Origin of the sequence: Nicoliella spurrieriana (assembly GCF_023380205.1) — a bacterium.
Classification (GTDB): domain Bacteria; phylum Bacillota; class Bacilli; order Lactobacillales; family Lactobacillaceae; genus Nicoliella; species Nicoliella spurrieriana.
On record NZ_CP093361.1, the window covers coordinates 688,980 to 704,902 of the forward strand.

The 15,923-nt window shown below is 49.8% G+C and carries 1 protein-coding gene (only partly in view); it reads left to right on the top strand.

Annotation, left to right across the window (positions count from 1 at the left end; all coding sequences use genetic code 11):
- A protein-coding gene (locus MOO44_RS04355) for a DUF5776 domain-containing protein (RefSeq protein ID WP_260117194.1) crosses the window boundary here: on the top strand, nt 1-15,923 show its 5' portion. Its footprint extends 15,697 nt past the window's final position; the window shows 15,923 of its 31,620 coding nt (coding positions 1-15,923); its start codon is at nt 1-3; the stop codon falls past the right edge of the window.

The window sequence follows — 15,923 nt, forward strand, 5'->3', positions numbered from 1 at the left end:
ATGCTTTATAATAAATTTGAATATAGTAAAGTTAATGATAAAAAAGTCCTCCGGAAAGTGAAAAAGCAATGGGTAGTAATGTCACTATCCATGTTTACAATTCTTGGTGGGGGTGCGGCAATTAGCCAACACATCACGACGGTTAGTGCCGATGCTAATACTAGCTCTACATACACTTCGAGTGAAACTAGTGATGATACTAAATCATCCGCTAGTGCTGAAAATGCGGGGGCTAGTTCTGCTGATAATTCAAGCGCTACGACCGCTTCTAGTACGCAGGACAGCTCTGCAAGTACTACTAGTGCGAGCTCAAGTGCGACCACGGAAAGTAGCTCGACTGACACGACCAGTGGGGCTACTTCGACCAGTAGTGACAGTAATTCTAGCACTGCTTCAGCTTCCAGTAGTGCTGATGGTAGTAGTACTTCCAGCAGCGCTGACAGTAGTAGTGCCGATAGTAGTTCCGCCGACAGTGCCTCAGCTAGTTCAGCTGTAAGCGCTGGTTTTGCTGCGGCTTCATCAGCTGCAAAGGCTGGGACCACGGTCTCAAGTAGTTCTGATGCTAACTTCAATAAGGGGGTTTCAGAATACAATTCCTCAGCTGCTGCAGCTTCTGCTTCTGCTGATTCAAAGGGGAGTTCCTCAGCTGACAGTCAGGATAGTTTATCATCCGCAAGTGCTTCTAGCTTATCAGCAACCGCTAGCAGTGCAGCTATTCAATTGGATCAAGGTTTAATGGATCGGATTGCTGATGATACTGATGGTACTAATAATACCAATAATGGTGGTACTGATGGTAACACCGACAATAATGGCACCACTAGTGATGGTAGTGATGCATCTAGTGCCGCTTACAATACGGTGCTTGCTGCACTTAAGAGTGGAGAATCATACAGTGTTAGCAACAGTTCTGATTCTGCCATTTCTGCTGCGATTTCGAATGCTCAGGTAGCTTATAGTGCTTATACCTCAGCATTCAGTGCTGGATTTATGGCAGCATCGAATGGAACTTCAGCCAATGTTAGTAGTAGTGATTCCAATGCAGCTAATGATGGGAGCTATGCTTATGCAGCAGCTACTGCTGGTGCAGTGGCTGCTTGGAACTCGTTGCACCCTGATGATTTAAAGTCAGCAGCTTCCAATTCCTATAATACTTCAAGTAATGCTTACTACGCATACTATGCAAATGGTTATAATGCCACAATTGATGCATATAACAAGTACAATTCACTAAATGCCAGTGCTGGGACCCAATCTGGTTCCGCCATCTACGGTTCCGGTGGGCTTGGCCAACAAACTAGTGTAACTAGTGGATCCGTTAACCGGAACACCAGCGCCCAAGTGGTCAATTCGCCTAGTGATAGCGCCGAAGCCACTTCTGGTAATGATGTAACATCTGGCACTGCCGGTAATATTTCTGGTGCTTCGGTGAATGCTTCGACTGCTAACGTTGCATATAACTATGCGGTCGATTACTTCTTAAGTCGTCAAGGAGCCTATGATGCTGAAAGTGGGCGTTGGAACGGTGCCGATAGCAAGGGCTCTTACACGGTTCTTAATACTCAGACCAATACCAATAATCCTTATATTCAAGCATACAATGGGGCCCAAGCTGCAATTAATAATGAAAGTACCGGTAGTTTTACATCCGTTAATAAGTTAACTGGTAACAATAGTACTAACTATACTTATGGTTATAATGACGTTGCCAATAAGGTTAATAATGGTTACGTTGATGCTACTGGCACCACCACGTACATCTACTTTGCTTCGAATGCAGGGATGGTGGATAGTTACTTAGGATCCAGTAGTATTAACGGTAATCATACCGAATTACGACTGACCACTGATATGCTAAGTACGAGTGGGAGTAACCAAGCAACTCCTAATGGTACGTCGACTTACATCACTATTAATGGACAAAACCACATTGCTGATTTGACCACGATGCATAATAACCCAGTTAATGTTAATTTAACGCTGGAAAACTTTGCTAAAATGTATGGTTCTAATATTTATGGACAAATTAATATGTATAGTTCCAACCAAGGAAGCCTAACGTATAAAAACTTAAACTACGAAGGTTCCCAACTCTTCTATGGGCCTAACGTTCCGAATGTTTATATTGCTGGAAACGTTAATGTTATTAGTGAAGGTCACTACACCAGTCCATTTAATACTAATTATCCGACTCAAAATAATAACCAACAAAATATGCAAATCAACAACCTTGAATTACTGCCGAACTCTTCTTACTACGGGCAAACCGAAGATGGAAACGTAATTGAATTAAATGGAAACTTAGTTATGGATCAAGGTTCAACGATGACCCTTGCGCCTGGTGGTAGTGGTGGTGAAAATGCTGGTAGTTTCAGCCGAAACGGCCAAACTGGGAATGAAGGGCTAGCCATCACCGGTGGGGGTGCCACGATTAACCAAGGTGCCACGTTGAACATTATTCCCCGCGATAACCAAGCCGATGCAATGGTTAACTCCGGGTACGTTAACATTAACGGTGGAACCATGAACGTTATTTATAACAACGCTCCATCTGATGGTGATCCACTATGGATTAAGGGTTCTGTGAACGTGCAAAACGGTGGAGCCCTTAATGTTCATGGAGCTGGAGCTAATTTCGCTGGCTTTGGTGGCAACATGGTGACGGTTACGAATGCTTCCATTAACATCCAAAACCGGGGAAACTTGGCGATTTATACGGATGGTCAAACGACTAATACTGGCTTGACCCTCTTAAAGAACTACCAAAGTCAAGTGACCATCAATAACCCCGGAACCAACGTCTTTTTGAGTAAGAATGGGATTGATAATAATGCTGGTGGTAAAGGGGTTGGGAACTTCTTTAACACTACGCCAATCAATGCCTATGCAGTGAAGGGGCAGGTTGATGATCAAACAGATACTCAGCCACAGTATTTAGTTACGATTAACGGGAAGAGTGGAAATGTGGTTCAGGTCTATGACCAAAATGGAAAATTAGTTAGTGATCCAGCCATTACGAACTTTGACAATGCTAGTTCCCAATATTTAGCATTCCATTCCGTGCCAACCGTCTTTATCGCTGGGACCCCAGCTTTAGCAAATGATTCAAACGCGGCATCTAAGTACGATGTTGCTTCTACCATTAACTTAAGTAACGTTAATGATACCAGCGGCTATGTCTACGTGCGGGTAACCACTAATGGTAGCGATGAACCTACTGGCACCACTAGTGTGACGACTAACAATCCTACTGTGGATAATCCAGCGAATGCCGCCCTGACTAGTGGGATGTTGAAAGATCCTGGTCAGGCAGATTCTACCGGTGGTGATACCGCAATCAAGAATGCCTATACGACTGCCATTCCGGTTAGTGCGTTTACTAAAACGGGTGATGGAACTTATACCTACAATTATTTACACGCAATTAATGCCACCACTAGTGAGCCAACCGATGTTATTGTAACTGCGCAATATGGGGTTACTAACAGTAGTACTGAAATTAAAAATAATGGTAGCAATACTACGGTTACGAACGTTTCACATAACCCTGCAACCGCACCAATTACTAATAGTACCAATACTATTTCTGGTAAGATTACTAGCAACGTTGTATACCCAGATCGGACGGGCCAATATAACTCAGCAGCACAATCAGCCCAAAACAGCGCTGCTTCATATGCGACCGATGTTGCTAATGTATCCAATGCAATGACATCATATTCTAGTGTTGCTAGTTCTGCCTCCGTGGTAGTTGATAGTTACAATGGTGCTGCGCAATCATTAGCGAACGATTCTGGAATTAAGAGTGATGCTAGTTTAGCATCAGCTGTTAATTCTGCATCCGTTGCAATTAATTCAAATAGTGCTGATGCTAGCAAACAATCATCCATTGCTAGTTCGGCTTCTTCAGCTGTGAGCGCTTCAATCGCACAAGCACAGTCATTAGCAAGTACTGCTAGTTCGTATGCAGTGCAAGCATCCAGTGCAATTAATGTTTTTCAGAGTGCTACTAGTGTTACTCCATCGGCTTCTGCTACTAGTGCTATGAGTTCAGTCGATGCTGCTGCTTCTGGCTATGCATCTAATGCTATCTCTACTGCTTCATCAGCAAGTGCTGTTTCAGCTGCTATTAGTTCTATTAATAACGATGGGCAAAAAGCTGCTGCGCAAGCAGTTCAAGATGAAAATTCAGCTGCATTCCAGGGAACGGTTCTTGCATCTGCTGCTAATAGTTTAGCTAAGTCGTCTGCTTCTAAGGCTGATAGTGAAAACACTCAAATTTCATCTAATTCAACTGCTACTAGTTCTCAAGCTAGTGCAATCGCATCCTATGCGAGTGCCTTCCCTAAGAATACGACTGTGCAAAGTGCTAATACTGTTGCGGAATCTGCGGCTAAAACGATGTCATCAGCTTATTCTGCTGGTTCATCAGCTAATTCAGTTGCTCAAGCACAATCTAGTATTGCTAGCTCTGCATATGCAGCTGCTCAAGATGCATTTGGTAGTGCTAGTTCAGCTTATTCATTCTTTAGTTCGCAGGTTTCATCGGCACAACAGCTTGCTTCTTCAGGAAGCAATGCTAGTGCTAGTGCTGCATTATCTACTGCGATTGCATCATATGAAGCTGCTAGTGCTTCTCGCTCCGCAGTTCAAAGTCAGTATAATTCTGCATATGCCGCTAAAGTTTCCGCATCAAGTGCTGAATCCGTGGTTGCTGCTAACTTGAAGTCGGCTTCCGCTGCTGCTGTTGCTGTATCTAAAGCAAATATTGATGCATCAAGTGCTGCTTCTTCTGGAATTAGTGCTAATGGTACTGCTAAAACAGCCGCTGATGATGCTTCGAGTGCTGCTAGTGTTGCTGCTAGTGCCGCAACGGGATCATCAAATGGCTCCAATAATCCAGCCAATACCGCTTCTCGTGCTGCTTCAGTTAGTTCAGCTGCCTCTGATGTTGCATCTAATAATACTAATACTAGCTCGTCAACATCGCTTGCTAGCTCATATGCAAATAATGCAGATGCTGTAGCAAAATCTAACCCTAATAATTCGGCTATCCAGTCCGCAGCTAGCACCGCTAGTTCATATGCTAGTGATGCTGCCTCTGCATCTAGTGCCGCATCTAATGCTAATGATTCTGCATCATCAGCTAAGGTGAAAGCGGATAGTGCAAATGCAGCTGCGTCCTCAGCCAATAGTGCTGCTCAGTCTGCTTCCGTAAATGCTAGTTCTGCATCCGTAGCTGCTAGTCAAGCAATTGCAAATGGTGATGATCCATCTTCTGCCCTAGCTAGTGCTTCAGTTGCTCAATCCATTGCAGTTTCTGAAGCTAGTGTTGCTTCTAGTGCTAATATTTCAGCAGCAGATGCATCCAGTGCTGCTTCTAATGCGTCAAGTGTTGCCTCCAGTGCAGCATCTAAAGCCGCAGGTGATGCTACTTCCGCTAGCGTTGCTGCATCGAATGCAGCTAGCATTGCAAGTTCAGGGGCCGCAGTCGCTACTTCTGCTGATGGGGATGCTAAGGCTGCTGCCAGTGCCGCTTCAGTTGCTAATGATGCGACTTCTAATGCCTCTAGTGGTGCTGATAGCGCTTCAACTGCCACTAGTAAATACTCTAGTGAAGCTAGTGCTTCATCCAGTCAAGCTAGTGTTTCAATTGGTTCTGTAACTTCTGCTCAGACCACAGTTAATGGTTTGAATAGTGCTAACTCATCGAATCCAACTGTAAGTAGCGCTTCATCTGCAATTTCCAGTGCTGCTTCCGTGGCTGATGCAGCATCCAGTGATGCCCTTGATGCATCCAGTGCTGCTAGTTCAGCTAGTTCGGCTGCTAGTTCATATGCTGCTTCCGCTAGTTCAGCAGCATCCGATGCTAATGTTCAAAAATCACTTGCCTCTAGCGCGGCTTCTGCTGCCCATTCTGCTTCGGCTGCAGGGGACTTCTCTGCTGCTAGTTCAGCAGCGTCAGTAGCTGCTAGTGCAAAGGACAAGGCAATTACCGATCAAAATACTGCAGAATCTGCTTCTAAATCTGCTGATGGTCAGGTTACAGCTGGATCAAATGCTGCATCTAAAGCCGCCAGTGCTTCCAGTGCAATTGCCAGTGCTGCTAAGGTTGCATCCGATGCCGCATCTGCTGCCCAATCCGCTGCTGATGCTGGTAAGGATACTAACAGTAAGGCTAGTGGCTACGCTTCAAGTGCTGATAACTATGCAAGTATCGCTTCTAGTGCCGCCTCTGGTTCTTCCAGTGGTTCTGCCGACGCATCCAATGCGGATTCGCACGCTAGTTCAGTGAGCGCCGCTGCTGCTAGTGCATCAGATAATAATGAAACGACGAGTTCATCTGCATCCCTTGCTAGTTCATATGCATCCGATGCTAATAACGTTTTAAGTAGCAATCCTTCTAATTCCGCCGTTAGCAGCGCTGTAAGTACCGTTAATTCTGCTGCTACGGTTGCATCATCTGCATCAAACGATGCATCGAAGGCTAACTCTGCAGCTCAAGCTGCGAAGAGTCGTGCTGATGCTGATAGTTCTACTGCTGCTTCAGCCAACGTTGCTGCCTCTACTGCTGCTTCGACTGCACATTCTGCCTCAACGGCTGCTAGTGAAGCTGCTGATAAGGGGGACTCAAGTGCTGCTGCAACTGCATTAAGTGCTGCCTCGAATGCTGTTAACAGTGCTAGTGCTGCTGCCAGTGTTGCCTCAAGTGCTAACGCGGATGCTTCAAGCGCTGCTTCAGATGCAAGTAGTGCATCTTCAGTGGCCTCTAGTGCATCTTCAGTGGCTTCCAGTGCTGCTGATGTTGCAAAGACGGCTACGCAAAGTGCTACCGACGCTGCCAAAACTGCTGGCCAGGGATATGTAGATAGTGCAAATGCTGCCTCCAGTGCTGCTAGTTCCGCTGCTGCTGCTACACAAAATGCTGCTTCTAACGCCTCTAGTGGTGCTGATAGCGCTTCAACTGCCACTAGTAAATACTCTAGTGAAGCTAGTGCTTCATCCAGTCAAGCCCATGACTCAATGGGTTCAATTGCTTCAGCTCAATCATCAATCGAGAGCTTAAATAGTTCTTATGCTAAAATTCCAGCGGTAAGTAGTGCAACTTCAGTAATTTCTAGCGCTGCTTCGGTTGCTGATGCCGCTTCTAAGGATGCTACTGATGCCTCCAGTGCTGCTAACTCTGCTAGTTCCGCTGCAAGTTCACATGCTGCTGTTGCAAGTTCAGCCGCTGCCGATGCAGTTAAACAAAATAGTGCTGCATCATCTGCTGCTTCTGAAGCCAGTGCTGCTGCTGCTGCTGGTGATAATGTGAAGGCCAGTTCAGCTGCATCTGCAGCGGCCGCTGCGCAAAGTGCTGCGCAAAATGATCAAAAGGCTGCAACGGATGCCAGTTCTGCAGCTGACGCTGAAGTCTCAGCTGGTTCAGCTGCTGCTGCAAAGGCATCGAGTGCATCGAGTGCCATCCAAAATGCAGCCTCAATTGCTGCTGATGCTGCATCCCACGCTGCTGAATCCGTTAGTGCCGGAAACGCATCCAATGCAAGTGCAGGTAATTACGCTGATACTGCTGCAAAGGCATCGAGTGCTGCTGATAGTGATGCTACTGGTGCTAATTCGGGCGCTTCTGCCAACCCAGCTAATACTTCATCACGGGCTGCTGCGGTAAGTACCGCTGCCTCTGATGTAGCAAGTAATAACTCTGCAGCTTCAAGCGGAGCTAGTTCGGTTAATTCCTATGCAAGCGAAGTTAATTCAATCGCATCTAGGAACCCAACGAACTCCTCAATCGCAAGTGCTAACGCAACCGTTAGTTCAGCAGCTGTCGTTGCTAATTCAGCTGCTAAGGATGCTTCTGATGCTAACTCTGCTGCTCAATCTGCTAAGAGTCGTGCTGATAGTGATAACGCGGTTGCTTCGTCTGCTAATACGGTGGCTTCTCAACAAGCCTCTGCTGCTAAGTCTGCATCAATTGCTGCCAGTGATGCGGTAGCGAGTGGTGATCCATCTACAGCTTCCAGTGCAGTTTCAGTTGCATCGACTGCTGCATCGACTGCTGCTAGTGCCGCTACGGTTGCTCATAATGCGAATGCTGATGCTGCATCTGCGCAAAACGATGCGAATGCAGCTTCAGCTAAGGCTTCCAGTGCCGCTGGCACCGTTGCTGATGCAAATAAAACTGCCGCTGCCGCTGCTGACGTTGCTAATAAACAACAAAACGGAAGTTACGCTTCCGCCGCCGCTGCTGCTGCTGCTAAGGCGCAAGCCGATAGTACCGCTGCTTCCGGTGCCAATGGTTCCGCTGCTAATAACGGAACCGATGCATCACTGAAGTCCAGTCAAGCTGGGGCTTCATCCAATCAGGCCAGTGTTGCCAATAGTGGGGTAAACTCCGCTGCTGCCGCTGTCAACTCCTTGAACAGCTTGAACAGTAGCAACCCAGTGGTCTCCAGTGCTTCTGCAGTGATTACTAGTGCTGGTTCAGTTGCTGCTTCTGCTTCTGCTGACGCCACCAGTGCGTCTTCAGATGCATCGAGTGCGAAGTCCGATGCCGATGCTGCAACTTCCAATGCAATCGCTGCATCCACTGCCGCATCGAGTGCCTTTGTTGATGCTAGTTCATACGCCAATGCTGCTTCCGTGGCTGCTTCTAATGGTGATGGTCAAGCTGCATCTACAGCTGCCAGCCAGGCTGCTTCCGCTGCTGCAGTTGGTGATAGTGCATTATCCAGTGCAAACGTAGCTTCCAATGCTGCTAACTCGGCTGCCCAAAAGGCCACTAGTGCTGCCCAACGGGCTGCTGGTGATCAATCAGCTGCTGCTAGTGCTGCCTTAGTTGCTTCCAATGCCGCTAATGACGCTTCAAATGCCATTGCTAACGGCATTTCCAGTGCCAACAGTGCGACTAGTTCCGCTGGAACTGACGTTTCATCAGCCAGTGCAGCCGTTTCAAGTGCTGCTAGTGCTACCAGCTCTGCTAGTGCTGCCACAAGTACTGATTCATCACAAACTAGTATTTCCAGCTCCACCGCTAGTTCATTTGCAAACAACGCAAACTTAGATGCTGCTGATGCTGCTGCCGTTGCTTCTGCTAACCCAGGGAACGCTTCGATCGCCTCTGCTGCGACCCGGGCTGCCAGTGCTGCAAGTACTGCTAACTCCGCTAGTTCAGTTGCGCAATCTGCTTCCCAAACGGCATCGAGTGCTTCCAGTGTTGCTAGTTCCGCTAACTCGACTGCTAATAGTGCTAACAGTGACGTTAGTTCCGCTAATAGCGACTATGCCTCTGCATCCGCCGTTGAAGCCTCCGCTGCTAAGACTAGTAATAGTGCCTTAGCATCAAGTGCCGCTAGTGCTGCTGCATCTGCCGCTGCCCGGGCTAAGTCCGGGGCTGCCGTTGCGAGTCAAGCTGCTGCGACTGCATCATCGGCTGCCGTTGATGGCTCCAATGCCGTTGTTACTGGGAGTAGTGCGGCTGTTGTTGCTTCAGGGGCTGCCACTGTGGCTTCCCTTGCCGATAGCACCGCTAATTCCATGAATCCTGTTAAGTCAACTAACAATGACTCAGCTGCCAGTGCTGGAAACAGCATGGCATCCAGCGCCGTTAGTGCCGCTAACTCTGCATCCGCTGTGACTGGATCAGATTCTAGTGCCACGAGCGCTGACGCATCGAATGCTGATAGCTACGCTTCCGTTGCTTCCACTGCCAATTCCGGTGCCGGAAGTTCGACTAGTGTTGCTAACAGCGATGCTGCTCAAACCAATAGTTATGCTTCTCAATACCCAACGAATACCACCATTAGTAGTGCCAACAGCGTTGCTAGTTCCGCAAACTCCGTTGCTAATTCTGCAAATTCGGATGCTGCTAGTGCCAACAGCGTTGCTGCCAATGCTAAATCCGTTGCTGACTCCGCATCCAATGATGCTAGTCAACAAAACTCGGCTGCTCAATCAGCTGCTAGTGCCGCTAGCGCTGCTTCTGCTTCCGCTTCATCTGCCTATGCTGCAGGGAGTACCGCTGCTGGGGACCGGTTTGCTCGTCAAGCCAGCCTCGCTGCAAGTAACGCTTCTGCTGCTGCTAATCAGGCTGCTTCAGATTCATCGACCACTAGTTCCGCCGTTGCGGTAGCATCCAGTGCTGCATCGACTGCAACTTCCGCTAGTTCAGTGGCTTCATCCGCTGCTGGCGTGGTTTCAAGTGCCTTCAATGACGCTTCCTCCGCAGCTTCTGCTGCCGGTGGTTACGCAAGTGGGGCGGCTAACGATGCTTCGATTGCATCGAGTGCTGCTTCCGGTGCTAGTGCTAATTCGGCTGCCACTGGGTCAGATCAATCTAACGTTGCCAGTGCTTCTTCAGTTGTGAACTCCGCAGTTAGTGCTACTTCAAACTTTGCTGGCACCGCCGGTTCCGCTAGTTCGGTAACGGCATCGATTGCTTCTGCTAACCCATCCGATTCAAGCCTTGCTAGTGATGCTCACGTTGCATCCTCTGCAGCATCAGTTGCTAATTCTGCAAGTGGGGTGGCTAGTTCTGCTAACTCCGTCGTTAGCGCAGCAAACTCCGATGCAAGTAACCAAAACGCTAGTGCCAATGCTGCTAGTTCTGCTGCTGCAAATGCTGCCACTGCCGCTAGTTCTGCTGCGGTCGTTGCTTCTAGCGCCGCTGCTAAGGGTGATAACTCAACTGCTAGTTCTGCTAGTGTCGTTGCTTCTCAACAAGCATCCACTGCAAAATCAGCATCGAGTGCTGCCTCTGCTGCGCGTTCCAATGCTGATAGCGATGCTGCCGTTGCGTCACAAGCTGCCAACGATGCATCTTCAGCCACCAACGCTGCTAGTTCTGCCAATGCAGTTGCTAGTTCCGCTGCTAACGATGCCCAATCCAGAGCCGCTAGTTTGAATCCATCCGATTCAGCTGCTAACCCTGCCCGGGCAAGTAATGCTGCCTCTGCTGCTGCATCAAATGCTGCTGCCACTGACAGTTATGCTAAGGTCGCTTCATCAGCTAATAGTGGGGCTAGTGCAGTTCCATCACAAACGAGTGCCAATAGCTCGACTGCTAGTTCTGCAACTAGTTTGACGAGTGCAATTGCATCCAAGTACCCAAGTATTGCTGCGGTTAGTTCCGCTAACCAAGCTGCCATCGTTGCTTCCAGTGCTGCTAGCTCGGCTAATAACGATGCTTCCATTGCTGCAGACCAGGCCAGTGCTGCCAATTCATCAGCGCAAGCTGCTAAGACCAGTGCTGATAGTGCCGCTGCAGTTGCTAGTTCCGCAAACTCCGTTGCTGCGAGCGTTGCTAACAAACAACCATTTGATTCCGCCGCTGCTTCCAGTGCTGCCAGTGTTGCTGAATCTGCGAACGCCGTTGCTTCAGCTGCACAAAGCAATGCTTCTAACGCTGCCAGTGATGCTCAATCAGCATCCGTCCGTGCAGCGACCGATTCCGGCTTAGCTCAGTCCGCTGCTTCGGCTGCAAGTACTGCTGCAAGTAACGCTGCTGCAATCAGTAACGCTATCGATGGTGCAAACTCAGAAGCTAGTTCAGGTAGTTCCGCTGCTTCAAGCGCCGCTTCAGATGCCACTAGCTATGCCAGTGGCCAACCAAACGGCCCAATCAGTGCCAACAACGCTGCTTCCCACGCCGCTTCAGTCAGCGTGATCGCATCCAGTGCTGCCTCTGCATTGAATTCTGATACTTCGGTTGCCAGTGCCACCAGCGCTAGCGCTGCCACTGTGAACTCACTTGCCAGTGCGAACCCATCGAACGGGAGCATGCAATCCGTTGCTTCGGTTGCCAACAGCGCCGCTGCCAATGCTTCTGCTGCTAGTTCGGCTGCTTCAACTGCGAACACCGCAATTCAATCAGCCAAGAGTCGTGCAGACGTTGCTTCATCTACGGCTGCTAGTGCCAACTCCGCAGCTAACTCGGCTGCCCAAGCTGCTAGCCTAGCTAGTTCTGCTGCTAAGTCAGCTGCCAACGCTGGGGATCCATCCACTGCTTACAGTCAAGCAAACATCGCTAGTCAAGAGGCTGACAAGGCCAGAAGTGCCGCTGCTGCTGCTAGTGCTGCCAATAACGATGGTTCCGCTGCCGCAACCGATGCTGATACCGCTGCTAAGAGCTTGAACTCTGCAAACAGTGCCCTTGCTTCTGATGCAACCGTGGTATCTAGTGCTGCCAATGCTGCTAATTCAATGGCTGATGGTGGTTACGCTTCCGCTGCTGCTGACGCTGCTGCTAAGGCTGCAAAAGACAGTGTCGCTGCTTCAGGCGCAAATGGTTCCGCTGCTAATAACGGCACCGATGCATCCTTGAAGTCTAGTCAAGCCAGCGTTTCATCTAGTCAAGCTAGTGTTGAAACCAGTGCGGTTAATTCAGCTGCTACGACCGTTAACTCCTTGAACAGCTTGAATAGCGCGAACCCAGTGGTGGCTTCTGCGACCTCAATGGTCAACTCCGCTAGTTCAGTTGCTAATTCAGCTTCCGCAGACGCTACGCTTGCATCATCCGATGCTTCCAGTGCTAAGTCCGCTGCTGATTCCGCCACTGCTAGTGCTGCTTCTGCTTCTGTTGATGCTTCCTACGCTGCTTCTGCTGCTAATAGTGCTGCCAGTGCTGCTAAGACGGCGCACGGTTCCGCTGCTGCTAGTCTTGCTAGCCAAGCTGCCGTTGCCGCATCCAGTGCTGACACCGCATTATCAAAAGCTAACGTGGCTTCAAATGCTGCCAACTCGGCTGCCCAAAAGGCTACGAGTGCCGCTCAACGGGCTGCCAATGATCAATCCGTTGCCAATAGTGCTTCGTTAGTCGCTTCCACTGCTGCTAGTCAAGCAATGAGTGCCGTTTCAGCTGGGATTTCTAGTGCTAATAGTGTGACTAGCTCTGCTGGAGCTGACGTTTCATCAGCAAGTGCGACTGGCTCCAATGCCGCTGTTGCCACTTCATCCGCTAGTGTTGCTACTAATTCTGATTCAGTTCAGACTAGTTCTGCGAGTGCAACTGCCAGCGCTGCTGCCAACAATGCTAATTTGGATGCCCAAGATGCCGCTGCGGTTGCTTCTGCTAACCCAGGAAACTTCGTGATTGCATCCAATGCCACGAAGGCATCCTCCGCTGCCAGTGTTGCTGCTTCCGCTAGTTCGGTTGCGAACTCCGCATCCCAAACCGCTTCCAGTGCTTCTAGTGTTGCTAGTTCTGCTAACGTGGTCGCATCGAGTGCTAATAATGACATTAGTGCTGCTAACAGTGACTACGCATCTGCATCCGCCGTTGAAGCTTCCGCTGCTAAGACCAGCAATAGTGCTTTAGCATCGAGTGCCGCATCTGCTGCTGCATCTGCCGCTGCCCGTGCAAAATCCGGTGCAGCCATTGCGAGTCAAGCTGCTGCGACTGCTTCCTCCGCTGCTGTGGATGGTTCCAATGCCGTTACTGCTGGCTCCAGTGCTGCCTTTGTTGCTAGCTCTGCCGTTGCCACTGCTTCGGCTGCGGACGCTGCTGCCAATGCATCCAACGCTGCTAAGCCATCTGATCCGGACTCCGCTGCCAGTGCTGGAAATGCACTTGCATCGAGTGCGGTCAGCACCGCTAATTCGGCTGCTGGGGTAACCACGCCAGCTGCTAGTGCTACCAGTGCCGATGCATCGAATGCTGATAGCTACGCTAAGGTGGCTTCCGATGCTAATACCAGTGCCGGCAGTTCAACCAGCCTTGCTAACAGCGATACTGCTCAAATTAATAGTTATGCTTCTCAATACCCAACGAACGTTGTCATCAGTAGTGCCAGCGTTGTCGCTAGTTCAGCCAATTCAGTGGTTAATTCCGCAAACTCAGATGCTGCTAGTGCTAACAGCGTTGCTGCTAATGCCAAGTCCGTTGCTGACGCCGCATCTAACGATGCTAGTCAACAAAACTCAGTTGCTAGTTCTGCCGTTGCTGCTGCAACCGCAGCTTCCAACTCCGCTTCATCAGCCTACGCCGCAGGAAGCACTGCTGTCGGGGACCGGTTTGCCCGTCAAGCTAGTCTTGCCGCAAGTAATGCTTCATCTGCCGCTGCTCAGGCTGTCCTAGATTCAAGTACCACTAGTTCTGCCGTTGTGGCTGCTTCCAATGCTGCTTCGACTGCTACTTCCGCTAGCTCAGTTGCTTCATCTGCTGCTGGGGTGGTTGCAGGAGCCTTCAATGACGCTTCCTCCGCAGCTTCTGCTGCTGGTGGTTACGCAAGTGGGGCTGCAAACGATGCTAAGAAGGCATCGAGTGCCGCTTCCGTTGCAGATTCCAACACCGCTGCTACGAATTCAGATCAATCTGGTATTTCCAGTGCCGCTGCATTCGTAAACTCAGCTGCTGGTGCTACTTCGAACTTCTCGAATGCCACTAGTTCTGCTAGTTCCACTACTGCATCGATCGCATCAGCATATCCAAACGACTCCAGCCTTGCTAGTGACGCTACCGTTGCTTCCTCCGCTTCCGGAGTAGCTAGTTCCGCTAACTCGACGGTTAGTTCCGCTAACACCGTTGCGAGTGCCGCTAGTGCCGATGCAAGCAACCAAAATGCCAGCGCCAATGCTGCTAGCTCGACTGCCAATGCCGCTGCTAGTTCTGCTAGTTCCGCTGCTGTGGTTGCTTCGACTGCGGCTGCAAATGGTGATAACTCGACCGCTAGTTCCGCTAGTGTCGTTGCTTCTCAACAAGCATCGACTGCCATGTCAGCTTCTGATGCCGCCGTTAGTGCGCGTTCGAATGCTGATAGTGACGCTGCCGTTGCTTCCTCCGCTGCCGTCGTAGCTAGTTCTGCGACCGCCGTTGCCAGTTCTGCTAACACCGTTGCCAGTTCTGCTGCTAACGATGCTCAATCTAGAGCCGCTAATTTGAATCCTTCGGATCCAACTGCGAACTTGAACCGGGCAAGCAATGCTGCTAGTGCTGCTGCATCCAATGCTGCTGCTACTGATAGCTATGCTTCCGTTGCGTCATCCGCTAACAAGGGTGCTAGTGCAATGCCTAGTCAAACTAGCCTCGCTAGTTCGACCGCTACGTCTGCAACGACCGTTACCGGTTCAGTGGCTAAGACGTACCCAAGCAATACCGCAATTTCGTCCGCTAACCAAGCTGCCATCGTTGCTTCAACGGCTGCTAGTTCCGCCAATACCGATGCTTCGATCGCTGCTAGTCAAGCAAGTGATGCAAACTCATCAGCCCAAGCTGCTAAGTCAGTTGCCGATAACGCTGCTGCCTCCGCTTCCGCTGCGAACTCCGTTGTTGATAGCATTGTGGCTTCCGCAACGCCATTCACTTCGAGTGCTGCATCTGCAGTTGCTTCTGCTACTAGTTCTGCTGAAGCTGCAAACTCCGCTGCTAGTGCTGCTCAAACGAATGCTTCTAACGCTGCTTCTTCAGCTCAATCAGCATCCGTGCGGGCCGCTACCGATTCATCATTAGCTAGTTCCGCTGCGTTGGCCGCAAGTACCGCTGCCAGCAACGCACTTGCAATTAGTTCCGCCATTGTGACTGCGAACTCAATTGCTAGTTCAGGAAACTCCGCTGCCTCTAGTGCCGCAATCGTAGCTACGAGCTACGCTACTGGTCAATCCAAGAGTGATGCAAGTAATGCTGCTTCGAAGGCCGTGACCGTTAACTCCCTTGCTTCCAGTGCGAACTCAACGTTCAACATTGCTAGTTCCGCTGCCAGTGCGGTTAGTGCTAGCAACGATGGAATTAATTCCATTGCTAGTGCCAACCCATCGAACGGGAGTATGCAATCAATTGCCTCGGTTGCTAACAGTGCTGCTGCCAATGCTTCTGCTGCCAGCGCCGCTGCTTCAACGGCAAATGATACGATTCAATCAGCTAAGAGCCGTGCAGACGTTGCTTCTTCGACTGCCGCGAGTGCGAACTCCGCTGCGAACTCCGCTGCCCAAGC